Source organism: Microbispora rosea, from assembly GCF_900156315.1.
GTDB classification, from domain to species: Bacteria; Actinomycetota; Actinomycetes; order Streptosporangiales; family Streptosporangiaceae; genus Microbispora; species Microbispora rosea.
The window spans coordinates 207,522-233,019 of sequence record NZ_FTNI01000011.1; the positions used below are offsets into that span (position 1 = coordinate 207,522).

Here is a 25,498-nt window from a genome sequence, read left to right on the forward strand (position 1 = left end):
GCCTCACATTCCCGGCGGTCGCGTCGTCGGGCTACCGGGACACCGGGTCCCGAGCCTCACACACAGTGAGATCGAGAAGGGAAACCGCGCCATGCCCACGCGCACGACGGCGAAGCAAGGCAACCTCATGTTCTTGCGTGCCGCGACCACCGTGCAAACCGTGGCCGTCTTCGTCCAGGCGATCACCGCGGGACTGCTGTTGTCGTCGCCCGGCCATGGGGCGCTGCACAGCGCCGGCGCGTACACGGTGTTCGTCGTGACGGTGCTGCATCTGATCGTCGCGATCTTGACGTGGCGTCCGGGTGGCGGCTCGCCCGGGCCCATCCTGTACGCGGCCGGGTTCTTGGGGCTCACGCTCGCGCAGGTGGCGCTGGGCATCGCGCACGTGAAGACCCTGCACATCCCGCTGGGCGTCCTGATGTTCGGTCTGAGCGTCCTTCAGCTCGTCTGGATCTGGTCCGGCCGCCGCGCGTCCCCGCCGTCGGCCGCCTACTGACGAGCGACCCACTTCACCAGCGAGAGAAGGGAAACCCGCCATGTCCATGTCCTCGACGACCGAGCAGGACGACCTCCGGTCGCGTCTGCCCGACCCCGCCCAGTTCTTCCCCGAGCTGGGAACGATCGCCGGAGCCATGTCGAAGGCGACCAGGAACGGTGCGATTCCGCAGACCACCGTCGGCCTGGTCCAGCTACGCGCCGGGCAGATCGTCGGCAGCACCTACCACACCGTCCGGCAGACCGGCCTCCTCCGCAAGGCGGGGGAGCCGGAGGAGCGCATCACCGCGGTGGCGTCATGGCAGGACGCCCCCTACTTCACCGACGCGGAACGGGTCGCGCTGGAGCTCGTGGAGGCCGTCCTCACCCCCAACCCGTGCGGGGAGCGCGTCCCTGACGAGTTGTTCGCCAGGGCGTCCGCCCACTATGACGACAAGGCGCTGTGGACCCTCACGATGGCGATGAGCCAGATCTGCTTCTTCATCCCCGTCGCCCTCATCGGCAAGCCGATCCCGGGGAAGGTCCCGGGGAAGAACTACCGCACGTGACGTCCGGCGCTGGGGGCGGTTTCGGCGTCGTAGGCCCTGGGGTCTTCCGCGGCCCGGCCGCATGTGGGCGGGCCCGAGCCGGAGGCGAGTCGACCGGCACCCCTGCCGGCCGATTCGTTTTCCGCATCGTGGGCGGCGTGCACTCGCGTGATCAGATGCCGCCTGGGTTCCTTCGCCGGGCGGCGGCTCGCGATGCCGCTTCTCCGCCGCGGGCGGGGTTCGGGGTGTTCCGGCAGTTGCGCCGTGGCCCATCGGCCGGGCCGGTACGGCGCCCCCCTTTATGACCACGTGGTGACCACTCGGCTACGGCTCTCGGCGACCACGCGGACACCACTCCACCGGCCGCCGCGTGTTCTCACGGGTGGGAGCGAACACTTGAGGCGCTCCCACTCCGCGTCGGCCCCGTCGCCCCGATCTCCCACGCCGATCACGGTGAGGGTGGAACGCTGATCGCGTCAGCGTCCCCGCGGAACGGGACCTAGGCCGCGCTGATGGCCATGTCGGTGGGGCGGTGCGGGGCGATGACGCCGCCGTCGGGCAGCAGCTCGCCGGTGTCCTCGAACAGCACGACGCCGTTGCAGAGCAGGCTCCAGCCTTGCTCGGGGTGACAGGCTATCGTGCGGGCGGCTTCTCGGTCCTTCGCGTCCGCGTTGGGACAGGCCGGTTCATGAGGGCACATCGCCGGGGCTCCGTGTCTTATCGTTCGCTCGTTTTTGTCTTCCTGGCGTCCGTGGGGTATGACGCACACCACACTGGACTACACCAGTTTGCGGCTCGGCCGCATCCGTACGACATAGCCCGTTCGGAGCATTTCCGCCGGTCGGGCAGGGGACCCGGCCACCCCCCGAGCAGGCTCGCGCGCACTGATGTGACCTAGTACACAAGAATGCCCCAATGGAGGCAACGGTCCGGCCTCGACACGCCGACGGCCGGGTAACCGACAGATCACAGATTCCGGTCGTCGGATGCGAGTGATGCGGACGGTCCGGAAATCCCCAGGTCTCAGCCGCCGAGGCCGGTGATCAGCGCGTCGAGGCCGTGCTCGAAATCGCGCTCGCCCTCGGCGGTGCGCGCGTCGCGCACCTCGGCGTCCGGATCGGCCCATCCCGACTGCTGGACCTCCACCGCCACGCTCCCGAACACGTAGGCCCGCAGCGCGCGGACCGCCCCGGCCGGGTCGCCCGCCCCCGTCTCGCGCAACTGCTCGGTCTGCTCGGTGATCGCGATGAGGGCCGACCCCTTCGGCGGCTTGGTCAGCGCCAGCGACAGCACGCCCGGGTGCTCCAGCAGCGCGGCACGGCTCGCGCGGGCCCAGGCGCGCGCCCTGTCCTGCCAGGTGGTGGCGGCGTCCGGATCGACCTCCACGGTCGTCACGTGCTCGGCGAGGGCGTCCATCAGCGCCTCCTTGCCTCGCGGCAGGTGGTGGTAGATCGCCATGGCCTCCACCTGGAGGGCGTCGCCGAGCCGGCGCATGGTCAGCCGGCGCAGGCCCTGCCCGTCGGCGATGTGCAGGGCGGCGTCGATGATCCGCTCGCGGGACAGGGGGACGGGTGGTCGCTTGGCAGGCACGGCGATCATGCTGCCATATGGACCCTTACTTCGTAAAGGGCAGCGCACCCTGCGGTGCGGGCCTCCGCGCGGAGCGCGTACGCTACCGATTGCGACGCGAGTTCGATTGCGCACATCCGATTGCGCGAGTCCGATACCGAAGGGGCTGACGATGGCGTTTTTCCGTCCGCGGGTGAGCCGGGAGGCGGAGGTCCGCTACCACGCGGATCTGGAGATCCGGAAGGACTTCGACCAGGTGCTGGAGAAGGTCCGGGTGGCGCAGCGGCGGTTCCAGGAGGCGAAGGCGGCCGGCGCGCCGCTCCCCGAGCTCCGTGAGGCGGCCCTGGGCTTCGACGCCGCCCTGACCGAGGCGCTGCGCGCCGCGGAGGCGGGCCAGCGCGCCACCTTCGGCGTGAAGTCCTACGACAGCAGGATCGCCCGGCGCAAGGCGAAGGCCACTCCCGACGGCGCGCTGTGGACCGACGAGGTGAACCGCCTGCGCACGCTGCGCGAGGCGCACCGCCTCAGCGGCATCCCGCGGGTGCCCCGCGCCTCCAAGACGGGCGACCCCGCCCGCCTGACGCCGCGCGACGTGCGCAAGGGGCTGGCCGCCGCCGGCCGCTGACCCCAGGCAGCAGTGCGGCCCGCACCCCCGAGGGGATGCGGGCCGTACGAATAACGGGGATCAGCTCGCCCAGTCGAGCAGCGGGCGGGTGTTGCTCGGGTGGCGCAGCTTGGACAGCGACTCCTTCTCCAGCTGGCGGATCCGCTCCCGGGTCAGGCCCAGGTACTTGCCGATCTCGTCCAGCGTGTGTGGCTTGCCGTCGGCCAGCCCGAAGCGCAGGCTCATGATCTTGGCCTCGCGCGGCGACAGGTTGCTCAGCACGCCCTTGAGCTGCTCGGCCAGCAGCTGCCGGTCCACGACCTCGGACGCCTCGGGGGAGTCGACGTCCTCGATGAGGTCGCCGATCCGGGTCTCGCCGTCCTCGCCGATGGTCGAGTCGAGGCTGATCGGCTGCCGGCTGGTGCGCAGCAGCTCCTCGATCTGGTCCGGGGTCTTGTCCAGCTCGACGGCCAGCTCCTCCGGCGTGGGCTCCCGGCCGAGCCGCTGGTGCATGTCACGCTCGACGCGCGACAGCTTCGACAGCATCTCCAGCACGTGGACGGGCAGCCGGATCGTCCGGGCGGAGTCGGCGAAGCCGCGCTGGATCGCCTGCCGGATCCACCACATGGCGTACGTCGAGAACTTGTAGCCCTTGGTGTAGTCGAACTTCTCGACGGCGCGGATCAGGCCGAGGTTGCCCTCCTGCACCACGTCGAGCAGGGCCATGCCGCGGTCGGTGTACTTCTTGGCCACCGAGACGACCAGACGGAGGTTGGCCTCCAGCATGTGGTCCTTGGCCCGCCTGCCGTCCTCGATGACCCACTCAAGGTCCTCGCGCACGTGCGGGGGCAGGTGCTCGCCGCTCTCGAGCACGGTCTCCAGCTTGTACTCGGCGTACAGACCGGCCTCGATGCGCTTGGCCAGCTCCACCTCCTGGGCGGCGGTGAGCAGGGTGCGGCGGCCGATGGACTTCAGGTAGGTGTGGACCGAGTCGCCCATCACCGAGGAGGTGTCGTCGAGGTCGAGCGTCCCGCTGTCCTCCACCTCGGCCTCGTCGGACTGGAGCTCCTCGTCGTACGGCTCCTCGTCGGCGGCCTTGGCCGTCTTCTTCGCGGAGCTCCTGGCTGCCGGCGCGCTCTTGGCCTGCGCCGCGGCCTGGGCGGCCCGGCGGGACTTCCTGGCCGGCGCCTTGGCGGGGGCCGCCTCGGTCTTGTCGCCCGGCTCGTTCTCCGCGCCGTTGTCCGCGGCCAGGTTCACGCCCGCCTCGGTGAGCTCGCGGAGGATCGAGCGGCCCTCGACGGGGCTGACACCGGCCTTCGCGAAGGCCTGGCGCAGCTCCGACAGGGAAAGGCGACCCTGTGCACGGCCTCGCTCCAGGAGCAGGTCGAGCGTCGTCGGGGTCGCCTCGCGCTCGGGCGAGGCCGCCACGGCGGTCCGGGGCATGAGGACACCTCCTCCTTGCGGAGTTCGTGGATGGTTCGAGGTTCTGATGCTTGCGATCGGGGCGCGGCGTCCGGCGGCTCAGCGCACCAGTATCAATAACGCTCTCACGCCTGGTTTGTTCCCTCGCCCCGCGGGGGATGCTGTCGAATTCGTCCCGGGCAGGCCGGTCAGTCCGGGACGATGCTGACGCTGACCTGGGGCATCGGCATGGGGTTCGCGCCCTGGATGCGCTCCTGCGTCCAGTAGTCGGCGACCCCGTCCGGGTCGTCCGTGAGCTCCTTCAGCACCACGTCGGGGTCGACCTCGGGAGTGGACCGAGCTCTGGTGACGTCGCCCTGGCGGGGGGCGTCGGGGGAGACCTCGACCGATCTCCCGTGACTCGCCGGGCCGAGCTTGGCGGCGGGGGCGTCGCCCACCTTCGCGACGTCGTCCAGGCGGCCGGCGAAGGCGGCGGCCGTGACCGACGCTCCGCCCACGATGACGACGCCGACCAGCACGGCGGAGGCCATCATCTTCTGGGCCGGCGTGAGGCGGATCGGTTGCATGCGGCGTCCCCTTCCCCCTGCTCTTACAGACGCACGAAGGTCATCCGCGGTTCCGGTTCTTGAGTTCGACCCTATCGGGTTTGCCGTTCGGCAGGAGCGGGATCTGGGGCACCAGCTCGACGGCGCGCGGCGCGGCGTAGGCGGGCAGCCGCTTCTTGGCGAAGTCCCTCAGCCCGCCGAGGGTGACCTCGTCGGCGTCGCGGGGAACCACGACGGCGACCACGATCTCGCCCCACTCGGGGTCGGGCCTGCCCACCACCACGACGTCGCGTACGGCGGGGTGCCCGGCCAGGACCTCGGCGACCGCGCCGGCCACGACCTTGCGGCCGCCGGTGTTGATCACGTCGTCGGCCCGGCCCAGCACGGTGAGCCGTCCGTCCTCCATCGAGCCCAGGTCGGAGGTGACGAACCAGCCGCCCTCGAACGGCCGCTCCTCGCGCAGCCGGTAGCCCGAGAACAGCACCGGCCCCGCGATCCGCACCCGGCCGTCGCCGCCGATCTTGACCTCGACGCCGTCGAGCGGGACGCCGTCGTACACGCACCCGCCGCTCGTCTCGCTGGAGCCGTACGTGGTGACGATCCTCGCCCCCGCCGCGCGGGCCTCGGCCAGCAGGCCAGCGGGAGCGGCGGCCCCGCCGAGCAGGATCGTGGCGAAGGCCGCGACGTCGGCGCCCGCGTCCAGCATCCGCCGCAGCTGGGTGGGGACCAGCGAGACGTGGTCGGCCCCGCTCGCGGCGACGTCGGCGGGGGAGAAGCGCGCGTGGACGATCGGCTCGGTGCCGCACAGCAGCGACCGGATGAGCACCTGCGCGCCCGAGATGTGCGACGGCGGCAGGCAGCACAGCCAGCGGTCGCCCTCGCGGGCGCCGAGCCTGGCCAGCGAGGCGCGGGCCGAGGCGAGCAGCGCCTCGGCCGTCAGCTCCACCCCCTTCGGCGTGCCGGTGGAGCCGGAGGTCGCGATGATCAGCGCGGCGTCGGACGGCTCGCCGTCCGGCTCGCGCCGCACGCCGTCGGGGGTGACGACATGGGTGGGGCGCAGCGCGGCGAGCGTCGCCTCCAGCGCGGGCCTCGGGAGGTCGGGCGACAGCGGCAGCACGGCGGGCCCGTCGCCCGTCAGGGCCTGCCGTACGGCCTCGGACAGGGCGGGACCCGGAGGCAGGACGACGGCGTGCACGGGTCGCTGTCCCGGGCGGTGTCCGTGAGGGCTGAGCACGGTCGTAAGGTTAGTCCCGGCGCGGTGGCCGGAGGCGACCGCCTGGTCGGTGACGGCGCCTGGTTCATGACGGCGCGTGGTCGGTGACGGCGCCTCGTTGGTGCGGGAGCGCCTGGTTGGTGACGGCGAAGGAGCGGGTGTGACGAGCGGGGTCGACTGGAAGCGGTCGGGCGAGTACGAGGACATCATCTACGAGACCGCGGAGGGGATGGCGAAGATCACCATCAACCGCCCCGAGCGGCACAACGCCTTCCGGCCCACGACCTTGTTCGAGCTCCGCGAGGCCTTCAACCGCGCCCAGGAGGACACCGAGGTCGGTGTGATCATCTTCACCGGCGCCGGGGACAAGGCGTTCTGCTCCGGCGGCGATCAGAAGATCCGCGGCGACGACGGCTACGTGGACGACAAGACCCACGGCATCGGCCGGCTCAACGTCCTGGACCTGCAGGTGCAGATCCGCCGCTGCCCCAAGCCGGTCATCGCCATGGTGGCGGGCTACGCCATCGGCGGCGGCCACGTGCTGCACGTCTGCTGCGACCTGACGATCGCCGCCGACAACGCCAGGTTCGGCCAGACCGGCCCCAAGGTGGGTTCGTTCGACGGCGGGTACGGCTCCTGGCTGCTCGCCGAGACGGTGGGCCTCAAGCGGGCCCGCGAGATCTGGTACCTGTGCCGCCAGTACGACGCGGAGACCGCGCTCCAGTGGGGCCTGGTCAACGCGGTGGTGCCGCTGGAGCGCCTGGAGGAGGAGACCGTCCAGTGGGCCCGCGAGCTGCTGGAGAAGTCGCCCCTCGCGCTGCGCATGCTGAAGGGCGCGCTCAACGCGGTGACCGACGGCGCGGCCGGGATGCAGCAGTTCGCCGGCGACGCGACGTTGATCTACTACATGAGCGAGGAGGCCCAGGAGGGCCGCGACGCGTTCAAGGAGAAGCGCAAGCCGGACTTCTCGAAGTTCCCCCGCCGTCCGTAGAAGGCCGCGTGATGACGGCGGCTTCTCCTTTTTGCCGTACGCTTGCGGCTGCGGGAACGGGAGGAGACGGGCGGGTGGATATAAACCGGGCCGGCCGGGGCGTTTCGGAGGCGCGGCGGTGAACCCGGCGACCGCCCTCTCGACCGTCCTGATCGACGAACTGGTGCGTTGCGGGGTCACCGATGTGGTGCTCGCCCCGGGTTCCCGGTCGGCGCCGCTGGCGCTCGCCGCGCACGCGGAGTCGCGGGTGCGGCTGCACGTGCGCGTCGACGAGCGGTCGGCCTCGTACCTCGCGCTCGGCCTGGCCAAGCGGTCCGAGCGGCCGGTGGCCCTGATCTGTACCTCGGGCACGGCAGCGGCCAACTTCCACCCCGCCGTGATCGAGGCGTCCGAGTCCGGCGTGCCGCTGCTCCTGCTGACCGCCGACCGGCCGCCCGAGCTGCGCGGCACCGGCGCCAATCAAACGATCGACCAGGTCAAGCTGTACGGCTCGGCCGTGCGCTGGTTCGCCGAGGTCGGGGTGCCTGAGGATCGGCCGGGCCAGGTCGCCTACTGGCGGTCGCTGGTGTGCCGGGCCTGCCAGCGCGCCGCCGGGCCGCCGGACCCCGGGCCCGTCCACCTCAACGTGGCCTTCCGCGAGCCGCTGATCCCCGACGGCGACGCGAGCTGGTGCGAGCCGCTGGACGGCGACGCCTCCGGCGCGTGGTTCCGGGCGCGGGTCGCGCCGCCCTCCGCCGCCCTGCACATCCCGCCGACCCGGCGCGGGGTGCTGGTCGTCGGCGACGGCGCCGCCAACGTGCGGCGATACGTCGCCGCCGCGGGAATGGCGGGCTGGCCGGTGCTGTCGGAGCCCAACGGCGGCGGCAGGTACGGCGACCACGCCGTCTCGACCTACCACTTCCTGCTGGGCGACCAGGAGTGGGCCGACGCCCACCGGCCCGACGTCGTGGTCACCCTCGGCCGCCCAGGCCTGTCGCGCCCGCTGCTGTCGTGGCTGCGCCGGGCCGAGGAGCACATCGTGGTCTCCCCCGACCTGACCCGGTGGCCCGACCCGACCCGCTCGGCGACGCAGGTGGCCCAGGCCGTGGAGATCCCGATCGCGGCGGGAGGCGACGCCTGGCTGCGGGCCTGGCGGCACGCCGACCACGTGGCCCGCGACGCGATCGACGCCGTGCTCGACTCCTCCGGGCTGACCGAGCCGCGGCTGGCCAGGGACCTCGTCGAGGTGCTGCCCAACGGCTCGCTGCTGTTCTGCGGGTCGTCCATGCCGATCCGCGACCTCGACCAGGCCATGCGCCCCCGGCGGGGGCTGCGGCTGATGGCCAACCGGGGCGCGTCGGGCATCGACGGCCTGGTCTCCTCCGCCGTGGGGGCGGCGCTCGCCCACAACGGCCCGGCGTACGCGCTGATCGGCGACCTCACGCTGCTGCACGACCAGAACGGCCTGATCCTCGGCCCGCGCGAGCCCCGGCCCGACCTGTGCCTCGTGGTGGTGAACAACGACGGCGGCGGCATCTTCTCGCTGCTGCCGCAGGCCGCGCTGGAGGACCCGTTCGAGCGGGTGTTCGGCACCCCCCACGGGGTGGATTTCGGTTACGTCGCCGCCGCGAGCGGCCTGCCGTACACGCTGGTCGAGGACCCGGAGGAGCTGTCCAGGGCGATCAAGGGGGACGGCCTGCGCATCGTGGAGGCGCGCACCGACCGGGTGAGCAACGCGGCCGTCCACGCCGCGATGCGCGACGCCGTCCGCGCCGCGATGCGCGACTGATCCTCTCCCGGTCCTCTCGCGGTCCTCTCCGGGCCGGAGACGGCGGACGCCCGTCCTTCTGCCGGGTTACCCGCCATGGTCCTTCCGACGGATGCCGCACCCGTGGGGCGACGGCAGAATGGGTGCTGTCATCGCATAGAGGGAGTGAGATGCACGTCGACGAGTGGCTGCAGACCATCCCGTCCGTCTGGGTCTACGTGCTCGTGGGCGCCGTCATCGGGCTGGAGAGTCTGGGCATCCCGCTCCCGGGTGAGATCGTGCTGGTGAGCGCCGCGCTGCTGTCGTCCAGAGGGGTCGTGGACCCTTTGGTCGTCGGGCTCTGCGCGAGCGGCGGCGCGATCGTGGGGGACTCCATCGGCTACCTGATCGGCCGCAAGGGCGGACGGGCGCTGTTCGACCGGCTGGGACGGCGCTTCCCCAAGCACTTCGGCCCCGCGCACATCGCCAGGGCGGAGCACATGTTCAACCGCCACGGGATGTGGGCGGTGTTCTTCGGCCGCTTTATCGCCCTGCTGCGGATCCTCGCCGGGCCGCTGGCCGGGGCCCTGCACATGCCGTACTGGCGCTTCCTCGTCGCCAACGTCCTCGGCGGCGTCGCGTGGGCAGGCGGGACCACGGCCGGGGTCTACTACCTGGGTGTGGTGGCCGACAAGTGGCTCAAGGGCTTCTCCTGGGTGGGGCTGGTGGTCGCCGTCCTGGTCGGCATCGGCACCACCCTGTGGCTCAAGCGCAAGGCCGCCAAGGCCGCGAGCGAGGAGGAGACCGTGCCGGAGACCGTCAGCGCCTCGTAACGCGCCGTCCGTTTTCCGCCGGTCTTCGGGGCGGGCGCAGGGCCACGATAAGGACATGGCGTTCGACATCAGGGCCATCGCGCCCGACGTGTGTGACCAGCTCAGGAAGACCGACGACGCCGGGCGGAGGCCGCGCCGGATCGTCGAGGAGGAGGGCGGCAGCCCGCTGCGCTGCTGCCTGCGCCGCTCCCGGCCCGGGGAGGCGGTCCTGCTCGCGGCCTACGCGCCGCTGCGCCGCTGGGCGCTGGAGACCGGCGCCGACCCCGGGGCGTACGAGGAGGTCGGTCCGGTGTTCGTCCACGAGGAGCCGTGTGAAGGGCCCCAGCCGGAAGCAGGGCCCGGCTATCCGGCGGCGATGGGCGGCCCGCGGCGGGTCTTCCGCACCTACCGCGCCGACGGCTCCATCCTGGACGGGCACCTCGTGGAGGCGCACCGGTCGGAAGACCCCGTCGCGGCGTCGACCCTGCTGGACGTCCTGCTGGAGGACCCGGAGACCGCGGTGGTCCACGTGCGGGCCGTGGAGTTCGGCTGCTTCCTGTTCGAGGTGCGGCGCAGCGTGTAGGACAATCCCGCTTCCGGTGATGCGCCGGCCGCTATCGCCTCAAGCGGCTGACCGAGATCGGCGGGCTGGACCTGACCGACCCCGGCGCGCGGCTCCCGGAGCGTACGCGCCGCCCAATGTGCAACCGACGGTTGCGTGAATGGCGGCCTGGCGATAGCCTCATGTGCAACCGAAAGTTGCAGGAGGCTGACGTGGAGTTCGGCACCATCGAGCGTGAGATCTACATCGAGGCGTCACCGGAGATCGTCTTCGAGGTCGTGAGCAGCCCCGGCCACCTCAAGGAGTGGTGGCCGGACGACGCCAGGTACGAGCCGGCCCCCGGGGCGGCGGGGGACATCGTCTTCGGCGACCCCGACGCCGGCGGGGCGGTGGTGTCGTTCACCGTCGTCGACGTGCGGCCCCCACGTACGTTCTCGTTCCGCTGGACGCACCCGGCGGGCGAGGTCGCGGCGGAGGGCAATTCGCTGCTGGTCACCTTCGACCTGACCCCCTCGGGTGCCGGGACGCTGCTCAAGATGACCGAGTCCGGCTTCCGCGAGATGGGCTGGGAGGCCGCCGTCCTCGAACAGCAGTACCGGGAGCACGCCACCGGCTGGGACTTCTACCTGCCGCGGCTGGCGCCGTACGTCGCGACGCTGCGGGTGCGGCCGTGAGCGTCACGGCGGCCGAGGACGTCGACGACGGCCTCTGGTCCGCGATCGGAGACCCGACCCGGCGGCGGATGCTCGACCTGCTGCTCATCGAGGGCGACGGCACCGCGACATCGCTGGCCCAGCGGCTTCCGGTCACCCGTCAGGCGGTGGCCAAGCACCTCGGCGTCCTCGACCGGGCCGGCCTGGTCCGGGGGACGCCGGCGGGCCGGGAGAAGCGGTATCGGGTGGACGACGCCCAGCTCGCCCGCGCGGTGGCCCAGCTGTCGTCCGTCGGGGCGGCGTGGGACGCCCGGCTGCGGCGGATCAAGCGGATCGCCGAGGCGATCCAGCGCACCCAACAGGACTGACGAGACCGAGGAGAACCGAAGGTGGCGGACATTCTGCACAGGATCGGGGTCAAGACCCCGGCGCCGGAGAAGGTGTACGACGCGCTGACGACCGTCGAAGGCCTCGCCGGCTGGTGGACCGACGACACGAAGGGGAGCGGCGACGTCGGCGGCGTGCTCGAGTTCCGGTTCCCGCCCGGCGGCTTCGACATGGAGGTCGTCGAGCTGCGTCCGTCCGAGCGGGTGGCGTGGCGGGTGGTCGACGGCCCCGAGGAATGGGTCGGAACGACGATCGACTGGGACCTCCGGCAGGACGGCGACTACACGATCGTGCTGTTCAGGCACCGGGGCTGGAAGGAGCCCGTGGAGTTCATGCACCACTGCAGCACCAAGTGGGCCACGTTCCTGATGAGCCTGAAGTCCCTGGTGGAGACCGGCGAGGGCGCGCCGGCGCCCCGGGACGTCCAGATCAGCGACTGGCACTGAGAGATCGGTGGCGCTGAGCGGGCGGCCGGAACCGGGCCGGCGCGCCGCTCAGCGGGGTCGCAGCCCGTCGAGGATGAGCCGGGCGATGTGCGCGGAGCGCTCCCGGCTGGTTTCCGCGCCCGCGTGGCGGATCGCGGCGAAGGCGCCGGCGACCAGGGCCATCACCTCGCCGACGGTGAGGTCGGGGCGTACGGCGCCGGCTGCCTGCGCGCGATCGAGCAGGTCCGCGACACGGCGCGTGAGGTCCGCCGCGACATCGGGGGCGGCGGTACGCAGGTCGAACTCGGCCGCCACCAGCGCGCTCTTCACCGCCACGTTCTCCGCGCCGCTCGCCATCATCGCGGACAGCAGCGTGAACAGGGCGGTGGGATCGCCGGTTGTGGCGAGTGCCTCCCCTTCCGCCACCAGTTTCCTGATCTGGTCGATCGCGACGGCGAGATAGAGCGCCTCCTTCGTCGGGAAGTGCCGGTGGACGGTGCCCGGACCGACGCCCGCGCGGCGGGCGATCTCGTCGAGCGAGACGCCGAGCCCCTCCGTCGCGAACAGCCGCTGCGCGGTCCGCAGGACGCGTTCGCGATTGCGGCGCGCGTCGGCCCGCAGCTCACGGTCGCTTCCGGGACCTGCCGCCGGGTTCGCCGGGCCTGGTCGAGATGGCTGGCTGGACATACGCGGATCAGCATAACCGGGGCGCCGCACCGCATAGTATGGGCAGAACCGGGGCGGCGCACCGGTTAGGCCTCGCGTCGCCCATGACCGATCCGCCGGCCACGAGGAGACCACGCCGATGACCACACGCGAGGACGCGACCGCCCTGGTGCTCCGGATGCAGGAGTGCTTCAACAGCCGGCGCTTCGACCAGGCCGCCGACCTGCACACCCCCGGCTTCTTCAGCCATCCGCTCGGCGTCCCCGGGTTCGAGGCGGGCAAGCGGGCCTGGCGCGCGCTCGTCGCCCGGTATCCCGGCATCCGCGTCGTCGCTCAGGACATCTTGGTCGACGGCGACAAGGCCGCCGTCCGCTCGACCGTCGAGGGGATCACGGCTGCGGACGGCGACGAAGGGCCCATGCTGTTCGAGATCTTCCGCATCGACGACGGCCGGTTCGCGGAGATGTGGGGGGCCGGCTCGGGATTCCCGCCCGCGGCCGGTCCCGAGGACGTGGTCGCCGGATGAGCCGTCGGCGGCGACCTCGTCCAGCAGCGACGGGATCGGCTCGACCCCGATGCCCGGGCCGGTGGGCACGGTCAGATGCCCGTTCTCCCGCGGGTACAGCCCGTCGGGGCCGCTCAGCCGCGCGCCGCCTCCACCAGGCCCGCCAGCAGCGCCGCACGGCCCGGCATCTCGGCCACGACCACGTGCTCGTCGTCGGCGTGCGCGCCGCCGCCGACCGCGCCGAGCCCGTCCAGGGTCGGGCAGCCGGCCCCTGCGGTGAGGTTGCCGTCCGACGCGCCGCCGACGGCCGCGCCCGCCGGGGGAGCGAGCCCGAGGCCGGCGGCGACCCGCTGGGCGAGCGCGAACAGACCGGCCGACGAGGCCGGTTCGAGCGGCGGGCGGTTCGGGCCGCCGAGAACCTCCACGCGCGTGCCGGGCGTCCGGGGTGACAGCGCCCGCATCAGCGTGTCCACCCGGAGCTGGGCCGCGACGGTAGGCACGCGCACGTCCACGGCCAGGCGGGCCAGCGCGGGCACGGTGTTCATGGTGGTGCCGCCGGACAGCAGCGTGGGCGTGACCGTCGTTTCGTCCAGGGTCCCGTCCGGGCCGTCCGAAGTCCCGTCCGGACTCGCGGCCGGGGTCGCCATCGCGGCGACGGCGAGGATCTGGTGGGCGAGTTCCACTCCGGCGTTGGCTCCCTTGCCGGGATCGAGGCCCGCGTGGGCGGCCCGGCCGTGCACCACCACCTCGTACGCCGAGATGCCCTTGCGCGCGGTCTTCAGCGCGCCGCCCTCGGCGCTCGCCTCCAGCACGAAGGCGGCGGCGCAGCCGCGTGCCGACTCCTCGACCAGGGCGCGGGAGGACGGCGAACCGACCTCCTCGTCCCCGGTGACCAGCACGCACACGCCGTCGGGGGAGGGCAGCGTGGCCAGCGCGTGGAACAGTTGCACCAGCCCGGCCTTCATGTCGAACACCCCAGGCCCCCGCGCGATCCCGTCGCTGACCGACCACGGCCGCGTACGCAGGGAGCCGATCGGCCATACCGTGTCGTGGTGGCCGAGCAGCAGCACGCGCGGCTCGCCGAAGCTCCACCGCAGGTGCGTCACCCCGTCGATCACGATGGTCTCGGGAGGCATGCCGAGCAGGCGGCGCCCCTGGCCGGCGACGACGGCGGCGCTGCGGGCCACCGCCTCGTGGTCGGCGGAGAACGACTCGCAGCAGACGAGCTCCTCCAGGTCGGCCAGCATGGCTGAGAGGTTCACGACCGTCGTCACCGGGGCCTGCCCAGCTCAGCCTGGAACAGCCGCCGCACGTTGCCGCCGAGGATCTTCAGGATGTCGTCTTCCGCCAGGCCGCGCCGCAGCAGGGCCGCGGTGACCAGGGGCAGCCCGCGCGGCCCGTCCAGCCCGGGCAGGGCGGCGTAGGGGTCGATGCCGTCGAAGCCGAAGTCCTCACAGCACGGGGGAGTGGTGTCGTGCAGCACCTCGCGGACGAAGTCGGGCCCCAGCCCCACGTGGTCGATCCCGGCGACCTCCGCGACATGCTCGATGTGGTCCACCAGCCGCTCCACGGTGTGGCCGGCGGGGTCCTCGGCGAGGAAGACGGGGAAGAAGTTGACGCAGACGACCCCGCCGGTGGCGGCGACGCCGCGGATCTGGTCGTCGGTGAGGTTGCGGTGGTGGTCGCGCAGGGCGCGGGCGGACGAATGCGTCGCCATCACCGGCCGGCCGGCGAGCTCCAGCACGTGCTCGACGCCGCGTGCGCCCAGGTGGGAGATGTCGAAGATCATGCCGAGCCGCTCCATCTCGCGGACGGCCGCCACCCCGGCGTGGGTCAGCCGTCCGCCCGTGGCGTCCTCGCCGCTGCCGTCCGCCAGGGGCGTGCGCCCCCAGTGGGCGATCGAGGCCACCCGTACGCCGAGCCGGTGCAGGGTGGGCAGCAGTTCGACGGAGGAGTCGAGGCCGGGCATGCTCTCCAGCGCCAGGACCAGGGCGATCACGCCGTCGTCGAGGGCACGGTCGACCTGTGCGCCGTCCAGGCACAGCCGTACGGCGTCCGCGTTGCCCTCGGCCAGCACGTGCGCGCACTCGATCATGCGCAGGGTCTGGCGCAGCGCGCCCTCCGGGCGGTAGCGGTCGTCCACGAAGACGGGCAGCACCTGGAGGTCCACCCCGCCGTCCCGCAACTGGGGCAGCCACCGTTCCCTGAAGAACTGCGCCCACCGGGCCGGCGGGCGTTCGGCGACGGCCATCAGCAGGTCGTTGTGCGTGTCCGCGACGACCGCGCGGTGGTGGAGGCTGGAGGGGAGTTCGACTGACACCCCGCCGACGGTACGGCAGGGAGGGAGCGGGGCAATTCGTCGGGTCGCACCAAAAGGCGCCGCGATGTTCGTCCAGCCCCACAAAGGCCTCACCTTACTTTGTAAAGGCGGCGCGCTGAATAAGCTGACCTTGTGGCAGCGCCGTACCGGACGATCAGGGACATCGTCGAGCACGAGATCGAGATCCGCCGTTCGCGTTTCATCTGCGCGCTCGCCCCCGCCGCCACGGAGGAGGCCGCGCGGGAGTTCGTCGCCGAGCGCAGGCGGCTCTACGCCGACGCGACCCACAACTGCACGGCGTACGTCGTCGGCGAGCGCGTGCGCAGGGCGGACGACGACGGGGAGCCCGGCGGCACGGCCGGCACGCCGATGCTGGAGATGCTCACCCGGCGCGGCTTCGCCGACGTGGTCGCCGTCGTCACCCGTTACTTCGGCGGGGTGCTGCTGGGCGCGGGCGGCCTCGCGCGGGCGTACGGCGGCGCGGTGGGGGAGACGCTCGACCGGGCGGAGGCGGTCGAGATGGTCCCCGCGGCCGTCGTGACCGTGTCGGTCGGCCACGCGCAGGCCGGGAGGCTGGAAAGCGACCTGCGCGCCTCGCCGTACGCGCTGCGGGGTGTGGACTACGGTTCGCGGGTCGCCTTCGAGGTGGCGGTGGCCGAGGACCGGCTCCCCGTCTTCGAGGAGTGGATCGCGGCGCTCACCGCCGGGCGGGCCGAGACCGAGCGCGGCGGCACCGTCCACCTCGCCCGCTGACCGCGGGCGGCACCATCCGCACCCCGTTCAACGCCGCCGGCACCCCGCCCGCGGCGGTCCCGCCGTCAAGAGGACGTGAACCGCGCTCGCGCCCACATCCGAGTCCTCGGCGAAAGCGCCGTCGCGACCCTGAAAGCGTGGAAGCCGGTGTCGAATCTCCGCTGCCGCCCCCACCCACGCCACCGCGATCCTTCAGGCCATCCTCGTCCTGCACGCCGTCGAAGACGACCGCTACTCGCGATGAAAAAGGCTCAATGAACCGGATATAACAGAAGTGCTGGTTGGCGATGACCCGCGAACCGCGTTCCATCGAGGACTCCGCACGTCCAAAGGGAATGATCTATGGGGCGTAAAAGGCGAGGTGCGTCTTTCGTGGCTTTTGTCGGATTAATCGCCTCGTTAATGGGGATCGCCACTTTTTTGGGCATTTCTTCAGTGAAAGATATCCCTGGTTGGGGATCTACTCCCTCTCCCTCTCCCAGTGCCGCCGCGTCCACGCCGGATCCCGAGGTGACAGAGCGGGAGGCCGCGGACGACGCCGTGATGGACGGTGATCGGGCCTGTGCGAAGGTGCTCAAACGGATCGACGAGATGAACCGGCTGGCTGGAAACGACGCGGCCACGTTCCATCCGTGGGCCGAGAAGATCCTCGAACTGCGCACCTTGCTGCTCCGCCGGTGGCGTGCCGCGATGGAAGACCTCCCGGACGGTATGCGGTTCTCGATGCGGAAGATCTGGGACGACTACGAGAAGGCGAACTGGGCCTGGTCGAAAATGGCCGACGGCATCGGCCGCTTTGAGTGGAAGACGGCCTCCGCCTATCTCGATATGTACGCGAAATATGATGACTCGGCGATAAAGCGCGCCAACGACCTGGGCTTCTCCTCCTGTAACTACACCTGGCCCCGGCCGAGTGGCCTGTGAGCGCGCCCTCGGGGCTCACCCCTCCAGGGCGTATCGCATCGCGCGGAGCTTGGCCTGCGCCTCGGCGAGCTCGGCGGCGGGGTCCGACCCGGCCATGATGCCGCAGCCGGCGAACAGCCGGGCGCGTCTGCCCGAGACGTACGCGCAGCGCAGCGCGATGCCCCACTCGCCGTCGCCACGCGAGTCGATCCAGCCGACCGGCCCGGCGTAGCCCGCGCGGTCCATGCCCTCCAGCTCGCGGATGACGCCGAGCGCGGCCCCGGTGGGCGTCCCGCCGACGGCGGCCGTGGGATGCATGGCCGCCACCACGTCGAGCACCGACGCGCCGTCGGACAGCCGCCCGGTGACCCGGCTGGCCAGATGCTGCACGTTGGGCAGCACCAGGAGCTCGGGCTCGTCGGGGACGTCCAGCGCCGAGCAGAGGGGGCCGAGCGCCTCCCGGACCGAGGCGACCGCGCAGGCATGCTCGTGACGGTCCTTCTTCGAGGCGTACAGCGCGGCGGCGCGGGCGGCGTCCTCGGCCGGGCCGCCGCCCCGCGCCGTCGTGCCCGCGAGCACCAGCGACTCCACCGCCTGGCCGGTGTGCCGCACCAGGAGTTCCGGCGTCGCGCCGACCAGCCCGTCCACCGAGAACGTGTAGCACTCGGGGTAGCGCTCGGCCAGCCGTCCCAGCAGCACCCGGGGGTCGATGTCCCGCTCCGCTACGGCCATCAGGTCGCGGGCGAGCACGACCTTGTCCAGCCTGCCGTCCTTGATCCGGCGTACGGCTCGCGCGACCCGGTGCTCCCACTCCAGCGCCGACAGCGAGCCGTCGGCGTAGCGGATGCGGCCGGGCTCCCTCGGCGGGGTGGCCAGGTCGAAGGCGCTGTCGCCGATCGTGGTGAGCCAGGCGCGGCCGTCCCGGCGGGCGAGCACCACGCGGGGGACGACCAGCACGGTCCCCTGGGCGTCGCCGTCGAAGGTGAAGGAGCCGAAGGCGACCGGTCCCGAGCCCGGCACGCCGACCTCGTCCTCGATGAGCGCCCCGGCGAACAGCGAGGAGAGCCAGCCGCGGGCCCAGTCGAACCGGCCGGCGCCCGGCGGCACCGACGCGCGTGCCGCCTCCCCCCAGCCCACGAGCCCCTCGCCGTGTCTGATCCAGGCGTACGGCGCGGCGTCGGGCAGACGCGCCAGCAGATCGTCAGGGTCGCTCACCGCGACCGTGCGAACCACGAGGGGCCGGATAAGAGCGACAGTCACCCGACTCACTCTACGCAGGATCTGAACGTGTTCGACAAGAGGCCCCCCATGCGGTCCCGGGTTCCCTCTGTCAAGCCGCGATAGGAACTTGGTCATGGAAGGCTCGACTTCCCTGGTGGCGATAGAGCGCACCTCCACGCGATCCCTACCTTTGATCTCCCGGAGGTGCCCATGATCAAGAAGATCACGCCGGTCCTGGCCACGGCCGTCCTGCTCGTGCCGACCGCCGCTCATGCCCGTACGACGCCCGCCGTGATGGCGGCGCTGGGCGACTCGATCAGCGCGGGGTTCAACGCCTGCGGCTGGTACGTCGCCTGCACGTCCCGCTCATGGTCCGCGGGAGACTCGTCATCGGTGAACAGCCACTACCTGCGCCTGCTCGCCATGGGGAGCGCGATCAAGGGGCACAACCTGAACTTCGCCGTCCCGGGGGCGACCAGCGCCGACCTGGCCGGACAGGCGCGCAAGGCCGTCGAGGCCGGGGCAGGCTACGTCACCGTGCTGATCGGCGCGCAGGACGCCTGTGTGGGCACGGAGAAGGAGATGACCCCGGTGGGCGCCTTCCGGCGCAACGTCGACGCCGCCTTCGACGTGCTGCGGCCCGCCGGCGCGCGGGTCTACGTCGCGAGCATTCCGGACGTCAAACGCCTGTGGCAGGTCGGCAAGGACAACGGGTGGGCACGCGTCTTCTGGGGGATCGGTCACATCTGCCAGTCGATGCTGGCCAACCCGAAGTCCACGGCGAAGAAGGACGAGGCCAGGCGCGACCGGGTGCGCGAGCGGGTGATGGACTACAACGAGCAGCTCAGGCAGGCGTGCGAGAGCTACGGCCCGGCCTGCCGCTACGACGGGGGTGCGGTCTTCTCCTATCCCTTCACGCTGAAGCAGGTGAGCGCGTGGGACTACTTCCACCCCAACGCGGACGGGCAGAAGGCGCTCGCCAAGATCACCTTTGACGCCAAGTTCTTCGCCGACGTCGAGCCCTGATCCCGCAGCATGCCCTGACCCCGCACTCTGCCCTGCAGCCGCGGGGCCCGATCGTCAGCCGGCGCGGCGGAGTCGGCCGAGGGTCTGCTCCAGTTCCTCCTGCAGCACGCGGCCCGCGCCGTCGGCGTCGCCGCGCTCGACGGCGTCGACGAACGCCGCATGGGTGTGGTCTCCCGGGTTCGGGTCGCCCGCCCGCAGATCGAGCAGGTCGACCAGGGCGACCAGCCCCTCGCGTAGCCGGGGGACGAACTCGGCGAACAGGTCGGTCAGCACCGGGTTGTGCGCGGCGGCGACGACAGCCGCGTGCAGGGCGATGTCGGCGTCGACGAAGGCGGCGTCACCGTCCCGTGCGGCGGCCCGCCGGGCCTCCAGCGCCGCGTGCAGCGCCGTCACGTCGTCCGGCGTACGGCGCCGCGCCGCCAGCCGGGCGGCCTGCACCTCGACCAGCATGCGCACCTCGTAGACGTCGGCCACGGCGGCACGGCGCAGGCGGGAGGTCCAGTCCTCCGCGGGACTGGTGGCGATGACGAAGACGCCGGCCCCCTGCCGCGCCTGGACCAGCCCGGCGCCGGCCAGCGCGCGCAGGGCCTCGCGGACGGTGGAACGGCCCACGCCCAGGGTCTTGGCCAGGGTCGTCTCGCCGGGCAGCCGGGTGCCGACCGGCCAGAGGCCCTCCGCGATCTGCTCGCGCAGGCTCTCGGCGGCCTGGTCGACGAGGGGGCTGCGGTGGAGCGCGCCGAGCGCCATCGCGTTTCACCTCTCAGGTTGTCTGAGGAGTTGTCGTGTGGTTAGTCTACCGCCATGTCGTCGCGCTGGTTCTCCGGCCGTTTTCCCGGCCTGCTTCTCGGCCGCCGCGGCGGGGTTTGATCCGATGACCGGCGCCCCGCCGCGGGGTGCCGTGCCGCCGGTCGCCCTCCGACCGAAGGATCACCGTCGTGACCGCCGTCTCCACTGCTTTCCCCACGCTTCGCACCCCGGCCGGCCCGGTGCCCGCCGACGCTCCCGCCTGGAATCCCCAGCGGGGCAGCGCGATGCCCCACCACCGCTATCGGCCCGCGCACGAACGGGTCGAGATTCCCGAGATCCGCCGCACCTGGCCGGGGCACCGGATCGAGCGTGCCCCGCTGTGGGTGCCCGTCGACCTGCGTGACGGCAACCAGGCGCTGGCCGAGCCGATGGACACCCCGCGCAAGCGCCGCATGTTCGACCTCCTCGTCGCGATGGGGTTCAAGGAGATCGAGGTCGGCTATCCGTCGTCGAGCCGGACCGACTTCGACTTCGTCCGTCACCTGGCCGTGAGCGGCGCGGTGCCGGACGACGTGACCCCTGTGGTGTTCACGGCGGCCCGCCGCGACCTCATCGAGCAGACCTTCGCCTCCATCCAGGGCATGCCCCGGGCGGTGGTGCACCTGTACACCGCGACCGCGCCGGTCTGGCGCGACGTCGTCCTGGGGCAGGACCGGGCCGGCCTGCACGCGCTGATCCGGGACGCCGCCGGGCACATCGCGCTGCTCGCCGACGCCGTGCCGGGCACGGCGGTGCGGTTCGAGTTCTCCCCGGAGGTCTTCAACTGCACCGAGCCCGACTTCGTCCTGGAGGTCTGCAACGGGCTCACCCGGTTGTGGGACGCCTCGCCGGACCGGCCGGTGATCCACAACCTGCCGGCCACCGTCGAGATCGCCACGCCGAACCTGTACGCCGACCAGATCGAGTACATGCACCGGCACCTCGAACGGCGTGACGCGGTCATCCTCTCGGTCCACCCGCACAACGACAGGGGCACCGGGGTGGCCTGCGCGGAGCTCGCCGTACTGGCCGGGGCCCAGCGCGTCGAGGGCTGCCTGTTCGGCAACGGCGAGCGCACCGGGAACGTCGACCTCGTCACCCTCGCGCTCAACCTGTACGCGCAGGGCGTCGACCCCATGGTGGACCTCTCCGACATCGACGTCATCCGGCGGACCGTCGAGGAGTGCAACCGCCTGCCCGTCCACGTGCGGCATCCGTACGGGGGCGACCTGGTCTACACGGCCTTCTCCGGGACCCACCAGGACGCGATCAGCAAGGGCCTCGCCCACCACGAACGCGCCGCGGCCGAGCGGGGCCTGCCGGTGGGGGAGGCGCCCTGGTCGGTGCCCTACCTGCCGATCGACCCGGCCGACGTCGGACGCACGTACGAGGCGGTCATCCGGGTCAACAGCCAGTCGGGCAAGGGCGGCATCGCCCACCTCCTCCAGGTCCATCACGGGCTCGACCTGCCGAAAGCGCTGCGCGCCGAGTTCTCCCGCGTCGTCCAGGACGCGACGGACCGCAGCGGGCAGGAGGCCACGCCGAAGGACCTGCTCCGGTTGTTCCGCGCCGCGTACGTGCTGGAGGACGGGCCGGTCACGCTGTCGTCGCTGACCGCCGGCGGCGACGGATTCCACTGCCGGGTACGGCGGGACGGGCGCGAGAGCGGGGGGACCGGCGCCGAGCCGGTGGCGGCCCTCGCCGCCGCGCTGGAGGCGTCGGGAATCGCGGTGCGGCTGCTCTGGCAGGGTGGGCATCCGGCGGAGGGCGGCGCCGTCGCCTACGCCCGGTGCCGCGTCGGCGGCACGCCCGTCTGGGGGGCCGGTGAGGACGCCGACGCCGTGACGGCGTCCGCCCGCGCGGTGCTCGCCGCCGTCAACCGCGCCTTGGCCGGGCAGCGGGACGACCTCTCGCAGGGGTAGCCGGGCCGCATGATCGGGCAGAGGGCCTCCCGGTGGACTCTCCCCCTGTGGGAGGCCCGACGCTACCGGTGCACCGCCGTCAGGATGAGGGGAGCGAGCATGGCCGTCGTGAAGGACGTCGAGGCCCGGGGGATGCAGCACTGCGAGACGACGGCGCTGGGAGTGCTGTTGCGGCATGAGGGACTCGACGTGTCCGAGCCCATGCTGTTCGGCCTGGGCTCGGGCCTGTCCTTCGTCTACTGGGACAGCAAGGGCATGCCGTTCCCCCTGCTCGGAGGCCGCGTCAGGCCGTTCGAGCTCACCGTGAACCTGGCGGCCAGGCTGGGACTGACGTTGACGACCGAGGAGACCACCTCACCGCGCAAGGCGTGGCGGAACGTGGCCGCCCCCGTCGACGCCGGTCGGCCGGTCGGCGTCCAGCTCGACTGCTACCACCTGGACTATTTCCGCTCCACGGTGCACTTCGGCGGTCATGTCGTCGCGATGTACGGCTACGACGAGCACGACGTCTACCTCGTGGACACCGGCCAGCAGGGAGGAGCGGTGCGCACCAGCCGGGCCGGCTTCGCCATGGCACGTGCAGAACGCGGCCCGATGACCGCGAGGAACCGATCGTTCACCATCACCGCGCCGGCTCACCCGCTCACCTGGCAGGACCGGATCGTCCCCGCCATCAGAGCCTGCGCCGACGCGTTCCTCGCCCCTCCCATCGCGAATCTGGGCTATCGCGGCATCGAGAAGGCCGGTAGGAAGGTGCCCGGCTGGCTCCGGCGCGCCGGCGACCCGCGGCGGGATCTGCCGCAGGCCGCCCTCCTGATGGAGAAGGGCGGCACCGGCGGCGCCCTTTTCCGCGCCCTCTACCGCGACTTCCTCGCCGAGTGCACCCATCTGATCGACGACCACAACCTCCGCGCAGGTCACCGGCTGTACGCCGAGGCCGCCGTCCTCTGGACGCAGGTGTCCACCCTGATCGCGAAGGCGGGAGAGAGCGGCGACGCGGGCTGCCTCGACCAGGCCGGCGCCATCCTCCACGATCTCTCACGGGTGGAGAAGGAGGCCATGCGGATGCTGCGCCGGTTGTAGGGGCGCTCGCCGTGCCGCCGACAGAGGACGCCCGCGGCGTGCTCACACGACCTGAGGTGATCAGCCCAGTGGGACGCTCCATTCGAGGCGGGCGCCGCCGGCGTCCGGAGAGGCGAGGGTGAAGGTGCCGCCGAGCCGTTCGGCCCGGTCGGCGAGGTTGCGCAGGCCGCTGCGCCGGCCCTCGGCCGGGATGCCGACGCCGTTGTCCTCCACCACGAGGGTCAGCCGCCCGCCCCCGGCAAGGACGGCGACGTCGGCGCGGGTGGCCTTGGCGTGGCGGACGACGTTCGACAGGGCCTCGCGCAGGACGGCGAGAAGGTGTTCTGCGACCTCGGCGGGCACGTCGTTGTCGAGCCGGCCCTCCAGACTCAGGCCGGGCATGAAGCCCAGGTGCCCCCGGGCGCCCTCGACCAGGTCGACGACCTGGGCGCGCAGGCTGGGCGGGGCGTCCTCGCGGGGGGTCTGCAGGGCGAAGATGGTCGAGCGGATCTGCCGGATGGTGGTGTCCAGCTCGTCGATCGCGGTCTGCAACCGGGAGGAGGCCTCCGGCCGCTCGACCAGGCGCACCGCGCTCATCAGGGTCATGGCCACCGCGAACAGCCGCTGGATGACCACGTCGTGCAGGTCCTTGGCGATGCGGTCGCGGTCTTCCAGCAGGCCGAGCCGCTCGGCGTCCCTGCGGGTCTCGGCCAGCTCCAGCGCGACGGCCGCCTGCCCGGCGAAGGCGTGCAGGGTGCGCAGCTCCGACTGGCTGAACGGCATCCGTCCCGAGCGTTTGACCAGGGCCAGCACCCCGCGTGCGGCCCCGGCCGCGCCCAGCGGCACGGCCGCCACCGGCCCCGGGTCCAGGTCGCCGGTCCAGATCAGGTGCACCTGACTCTGGTCGGGATCGTCCAACGCCAGTGGCTCGCCGCTCAGGAACGCCCGGCCGGCGAGCGAGCCCTCGACCTCGACGTTGTTGCCGGCGAGCCAGGCACCCGGCCCGTCCTCGACCGGCTCGACCTCCTGCAGCGCGACGCGCAGCACGTCGCGGCTCCGGTCGGGCAGCAGGATCGCCACGGCGTCGGCGTCGGCCATCTCGCGGGCGCGCCGGGCGATCAGCGTGAGGACCTCCCGCGGCTCGGCGCCCGACAACAACCGGGTGGTGATGTCCGAAGACGCCTGCAGCCAGGTCTCCCGGCGGCGGCTCTCCTCATACAGGCGGGCGTTCTCGACGGCGACGCCGGCGGCGGTGGCCAGGGCGACCACGATCGCCTCGTCGTCCTCGTCGAAGTTCCCGCCGCCGCGCTTCTCGGTGAGGTAAAGGTTGCCGAACACCTCGTCGCGCACCCGGACCGGCACGCCCAGGAAGCTGCCCATGGGCGGGTGACCGGGCGGGAAGCCGTACGACTCGGGATGCTGGGAGATGTCGGCCAGTCGCAGCGTCTGCGGTTCCTTGATCAGCAGGCCGAGCAGGCCGAGCCCGTGCGGCCAGTGCTCGATCCTGGCGATCTCCTCCTCGCTCAGCCCCACCGGAACGAACTGGATGAGCGTGCTCTCCTCCCCGATCACGCCCATCGCGCCGTACGTCGCGTCCACCAGCGTGGTGGCGGTCTCGACGATGCGTCGCAGCACGACCTCCAGATCGAGGTCGCTGCCGATCGAGACGACCGCCTCCAGCAACGCGTGCACCCGATCCCGGGTGGCCAGCACGGCCTCCAGGCGCGACTGCAACTCCGCCAGCAGATCGTCCAACCGCATGCTGGGGATCAGCGACCGCGGCTCGTTCTCCGTCATGATGCGAAGTTTCGCACCGCGGACATGCCGATGCCCACCCCCGGGGGCCGGCGGCGGGCATCGGAGCCTGTTGCGTGCGGGTCGGACACTGTGTGGGGGTCGGTCTGCTGGGGATCGGTTTACTTGAGGATCGGGAAGCGGCGGACGAGGGGGGTGGCGGCCCACTGGGTGCCGAGTCCGAGGGTGGTGCCGGCGCCGGTGAGGGCGAGGCCTGCCAGGACGATGGCGTAGACGATGTGCTCGTCCATGAAGGGGTTGGTGGTCAGCGGGAGTTCGGCGGCCCACATCATGAGCAGGAGCAGTCCGCCGGCGGCGGCGGCGATGCGCATTCCGATGCCGAGGGTGAGGGCGATGCCGGCGCCGGCGAGGCCGATCATGAACAGCCAGTCGACCCAGGGCTGGCCGGCGAGGGTGGTGAACAGGCCGCCGAAGGTGTGGTCGGCGGTGCCCTTGAGGAAGCCGGTGGTCGGGCTTCCGCCGTTGACCCAGGCCTTGGCGGCGGGGGTGGCGAAACCCCAGCCGAACAGCTTGTCCAGGAAGGCCCACAGGAACACCCAGCCGACGGCGATGCGGGCGGCGGCCCACACGTACCGGACCGGGCCGGCG

Annotated in this window: 28 protein-coding genes; 16 read left to right on the plus strand and 12 right to left on the minus strand. The window is 72.2% G+C overall.

Features of this window, described 5'->3' with window-relative positions:
- Window positions 1-91 precede the first annotated feature (91 nt).
- Together BXA11_RS17990 and BXA11_RS17995 are read left to right on the plus strand one after the other, a co-directional pair.
- Window positions 92-496, plus strand: coding sequence for a hypothetical protein (locus BXA11_RS17990; RefSeq protein ID WP_036405421.1), 405 nt, complete (start codon window positions 92-94; stop codon window positions 494-496).
- A gap of 40 nt (window positions 497-536) precedes the next feature.
- Window positions 537-1,043, plus strand: a complete 507-nt coding sequence (locus tag BXA11_RS17995) for a carboxymuconolactone decarboxylase family protein (RefSeq protein ID WP_143734374.1) — start codon at window positions 537-539, stop codon at window positions 1,041-1,043.
- A 478-nt stretch (window positions 1,044-1,521) separates the two neighbouring features.
- Here the strand turns inward: BXA11_RS17995 and BXA11_RS18000 are convergent, their stop codons facing one another.
- Both BXA11_RS18000 and BXA11_RS18005 read right to left on the minus strand, forming a co-directional pair.
- Complete coding sequence (locus BXA11_RS18000) at window positions 1,522-1,722, minus strand: DUF5999 family protein (RefSeq protein WP_030506517.1); 201 nt, start codon at window positions 1,720-1,722, stop codon at window positions 1,522-1,524.
- Window positions 1,723-2,045: 323 nt separating this feature from the next.
- Window positions 2,046-2,621: a TetR/AcrR family transcriptional regulator C-terminal domain-containing protein gene (locus BXA11_RS18005; protein ID WP_076435898.1), complete on the minus strand. Its 576-nt coding sequence runs from the start codon at window positions 2,619-2,621 to the stop codon at window positions 2,046-2,048.
- Window positions 2,622-2,763: 142 nt separating this feature from the next.
- Between BXA11_RS18005 and BXA11_RS18010 the strand changes: the two genes are divergently transcribed.
- Complete coding sequence (locus BXA11_RS18010) at window positions 2,764-3,216, plus strand: hypothetical protein (protein WP_197042485.1); 453 nt, start codon at window positions 2,764-2,766, stop codon at window positions 3,214-3,216.
- A 60-nt stretch (window positions 3,217-3,276) separates the two neighbouring features.
- Here the strand turns inward: BXA11_RS18010 and BXA11_RS18015 are convergent, their stop codons facing one another.
- The 3 genes from BXA11_RS18015 to BXA11_RS18025 form a co-directional block, all read right to left on the minus strand.
- The gene (locus BXA11_RS18015) at window positions 3,277-4,638 is read right to left on the minus strand and encodes an RNA polymerase sigma factor (RefSeq protein WP_076435900.1); all 1,362 of its coding nucleotides are present in this window, start codon (window positions 4,636-4,638) and stop codon (window positions 3,277-3,279) included.
- Between the two features lie 167 nt (window positions 4,639-4,805).
- A complete protein-coding gene (locus BXA11_RS18020) occupies window positions 4,806-5,183 on the minus strand; it encodes a hypothetical protein (protein WP_076435902.1) in 378 nt (125 codons plus the stop codon).
- 40 nt (window positions 5,184-5,223) lie between these two features.
- On the minus strand, window positions 5,224-6,396 hold the full coding sequence (locus BXA11_RS18025) for an AMP-binding protein (protein WP_076435905.1): 1,173 nt from the start codon (window positions 6,394-6,396) through the stop codon (window positions 5,224-5,226).
- A 139-nt stretch (window positions 6,397-6,535) separates the two neighbouring features.
- Here BXA11_RS18025 and menB point away from each other — a divergent pair, with 139 nt between their 5' ends.
- The 7 genes from menB to BXA11_RS18060 all read left to right on the plus strand — a co-directional run bounded on the left by menB (window position 6,536) and on the right by BXA11_RS18060 (window position 11,952).
- Window positions 6,536-7,366: a 1,4-dihydroxy-2-naphthoyl-CoA synthase gene (gene menB, locus BXA11_RS18030; RefSeq protein WP_076435907.1), complete on the plus strand. Its 831-nt coding sequence runs from the start codon at window positions 6,536-6,538 to the stop codon at window positions 7,364-7,366.
- Between the two features lie 118 nt (window positions 7,367-7,484).
- The gene (menD, locus tag BXA11_RS18035) at window positions 7,485-9,134 is read left to right on the plus strand and encodes a 2-succinyl-5-enolpyruvyl-6-hydroxy-3-cyclohexene-1-carboxylic-acid synthase (protein WP_076435910.1); all 1,650 of its coding nucleotides are present in this window, start codon (window positions 7,485-7,487) and stop codon (window positions 9,132-9,134) included.
- Window positions 9,135-9,283: 149 nt separating this feature from the next.
- The gene (locus BXA11_RS18040) at window positions 9,284-9,925 is read left to right on the plus strand and encodes a DedA family protein (RefSeq protein WP_076435912.1); all 642 of its coding nucleotides are present in this window, start codon (window positions 9,284-9,286) and stop codon (window positions 9,923-9,925) included.
- Between the two features lie 55 nt (window positions 9,926-9,980).
- Window positions 9,981-10,487 carry a DUF1203 domain-containing protein gene (locus BXA11_RS18045; RefSeq protein WP_076435915.1) on the plus strand — a complete coding sequence of 169 codons (507 nt, stop codon included), beginning with the start codon at window positions 9,981-9,983 and terminating at the stop codon, window positions 10,485-10,487.
- A 191-nt stretch (window positions 10,488-10,678) separates the two neighbouring features.
- Window positions 10,679-11,140 carry an SRPBCC family protein gene (locus tag BXA11_RS18050; RefSeq protein ID WP_076435917.1) on the plus strand — a complete coding sequence of 154 codons (462 nt, stop codon included), beginning with the start codon at window positions 10,679-10,681 and terminating at the stop codon, window positions 11,138-11,140.
- Window positions 11,137-11,487 (plus strand): ArsR/SmtB family transcription factor, encoded by a 351-nt coding sequence (locus BXA11_RS18055; protein ID WP_076435920.1) that lies wholly within the window; start codon window positions 11,137-11,139, stop codon window positions 11,485-11,487. The genes BXA11_RS18050 and BXA11_RS18055 overlap by 4 nt, the downstream gene beginning before the upstream one ends.
- A gap of 21 nt (window positions 11,488-11,508) precedes the next feature.
- Window positions 11,509-11,952: an SRPBCC family protein gene (locus tag BXA11_RS18060; RefSeq protein ID WP_076435923.1), complete on the plus strand. Its 444-nt coding sequence runs from the start codon at window positions 11,509-11,511 to the stop codon at window positions 11,950-11,952.
- Window positions 11,953-12,000: 48 nt separating this feature from the next.
- Here the strand turns inward: BXA11_RS18060 and BXA11_RS18065 are convergent, their stop codons facing one another.
- Window positions 12,001-12,618 carry a TetR/AcrR family transcriptional regulator gene (locus BXA11_RS18065; protein WP_076435926.1) on the minus strand — a complete coding sequence of 206 codons (618 nt, stop codon included), beginning with the start codon at window positions 12,616-12,618 and terminating at the stop codon, window positions 12,001-12,003.
- A gap of 118 nt (window positions 12,619-12,736) precedes the next feature.
- On the opposite strand from BXA11_RS18065, the gene BXA11_RS18070 reads away from it, so the two are divergent.
- On the plus strand, window positions 12,737-13,123 hold the full coding sequence (locus BXA11_RS18070; protein ID WP_076435929.1) for a nuclear transport factor 2 family protein: 387 nt from the start codon (window positions 12,737-12,739) through the stop codon (window positions 13,121-13,123).
- 113 nt (window positions 13,124-13,236) lie between these two features.
- Here the strand turns inward: BXA11_RS18070 and BXA11_RS18075 are convergent, their stop codons facing one another.
- Entirely contained in the window at window positions 13,237-14,376 is a 1,140-nt protein-coding gene (locus BXA11_RS18075; RefSeq protein ID WP_239105017.1) for a M20 family metallopeptidase, read from the minus strand.
- Window positions 14,373-15,422: a dipeptidase gene (locus BXA11_RS18080; protein ID WP_076435932.1), complete on the minus strand. Its 1,050-nt coding sequence runs from the start codon at window positions 15,420-15,422 to the stop codon at window positions 14,373-14,375. The genes BXA11_RS18075 and BXA11_RS18080 overlap by 4 nt, the downstream gene beginning before the upstream one ends.
- Window positions 15,423-15,554: 132 nt before the next feature.
- Between BXA11_RS18080 and BXA11_RS18085 the strand changes: the two genes are divergently transcribed.
- A complete protein-coding gene (locus tag BXA11_RS18085) occupies window positions 15,555-16,175 on the plus strand; it encodes an IMPACT family protein (protein ID WP_030506500.1) in 621 nt (206 codons plus the stop codon).
- A 372-nt stretch (window positions 16,176-16,547) separates the two neighbouring features.
- Window positions 16,548-17,099: a hypothetical protein gene (locus BXA11_RS18090; protein ID WP_143734375.1), complete on the plus strand. Its 552-nt coding sequence runs from the start codon at window positions 16,548-16,550 to the stop codon at window positions 17,097-17,099.
- A gap of 15 nt (window positions 17,100-17,114) precedes the next feature.
- Here the strand turns inward: BXA11_RS18090 and BXA11_RS18095 are convergent, their stop codons facing one another.
- On the minus strand, window positions 17,115-18,338 hold the full coding sequence (locus BXA11_RS18095) for an isochorismate synthase (protein WP_076435937.1): 1,224 nt from the start codon (window positions 18,336-18,338) through the stop codon (window positions 17,115-17,117).
- A 171-nt stretch (window positions 18,339-18,509) separates the two neighbouring features.
- Here BXA11_RS18095 and BXA11_RS18100 point away from each other — a divergent pair, with 171 nt between their 5' ends.
- Window positions 18,510-19,325 carry an SGNH/GDSL hydrolase family protein gene (locus tag BXA11_RS18100; protein ID WP_076435939.1) on the plus strand — a complete coding sequence of 272 codons (816 nt, stop codon included), beginning with the start codon at window positions 18,510-18,512 and terminating at the stop codon, window positions 19,323-19,325.
- 54 nt (window positions 19,326-19,379) lie between these two features.
- On the opposite strand, the gene BXA11_RS18105 is transcribed toward BXA11_RS18100, so the two are convergent.
- Window positions 19,380-20,072: a FadR/GntR family transcriptional regulator gene (locus tag BXA11_RS18105; RefSeq protein WP_076435942.1), complete on the minus strand. Its 693-nt coding sequence runs from the start codon at window positions 20,070-20,072 to the stop codon at window positions 19,380-19,382.
- 284 nt (window positions 20,073-20,356) lie between these two features.
- On the opposite strand from BXA11_RS18105, the gene BXA11_RS18110 reads away from it, so the two are divergent.
- Together BXA11_RS18110 and BXA11_RS18115 are read left to right on the plus strand one after the other, a co-directional pair.
- Window positions 20,357-22,033: a 2-isopropylmalate synthase gene (locus tag BXA11_RS18110; protein ID WP_083744347.1), complete on the plus strand. Its 1,677-nt coding sequence runs from the start codon at window positions 20,357-20,359 to the stop codon at window positions 22,031-22,033.
- A gap of 99 nt (window positions 22,034-22,132) precedes the next feature.
- Window positions 22,133-23,116, plus strand: a complete 984-nt coding sequence (locus tag BXA11_RS18115) for a BtrH N-terminal domain-containing protein (protein ID WP_076435944.1) — start codon at window positions 22,133-22,135, stop codon at window positions 23,114-23,116.
- 60 nt (window positions 23,117-23,176) lie between these two features.
- On the opposite strand, the gene BXA11_RS18120 is transcribed toward BXA11_RS18115, so the two are convergent.
- Together BXA11_RS18120 and BXA11_RS18125 are read right to left on the minus strand one after the other, a co-directional pair.
- Window positions 23,177-24,892, minus strand: coding sequence for a sensor histidine kinase (locus BXA11_RS18120; protein WP_076435947.1), 1,716 nt, complete (start codon window positions 24,890-24,892; stop codon window positions 23,177-23,179).
- A gap of 119 nt (window positions 24,893-25,011) precedes the next feature.
- On the minus strand, window positions 25,012-25,498 hold a 487-nt coding region (locus tag BXA11_RS18125; protein ID WP_076436019.1), incomplete at its 5' end, for a hypothetical protein.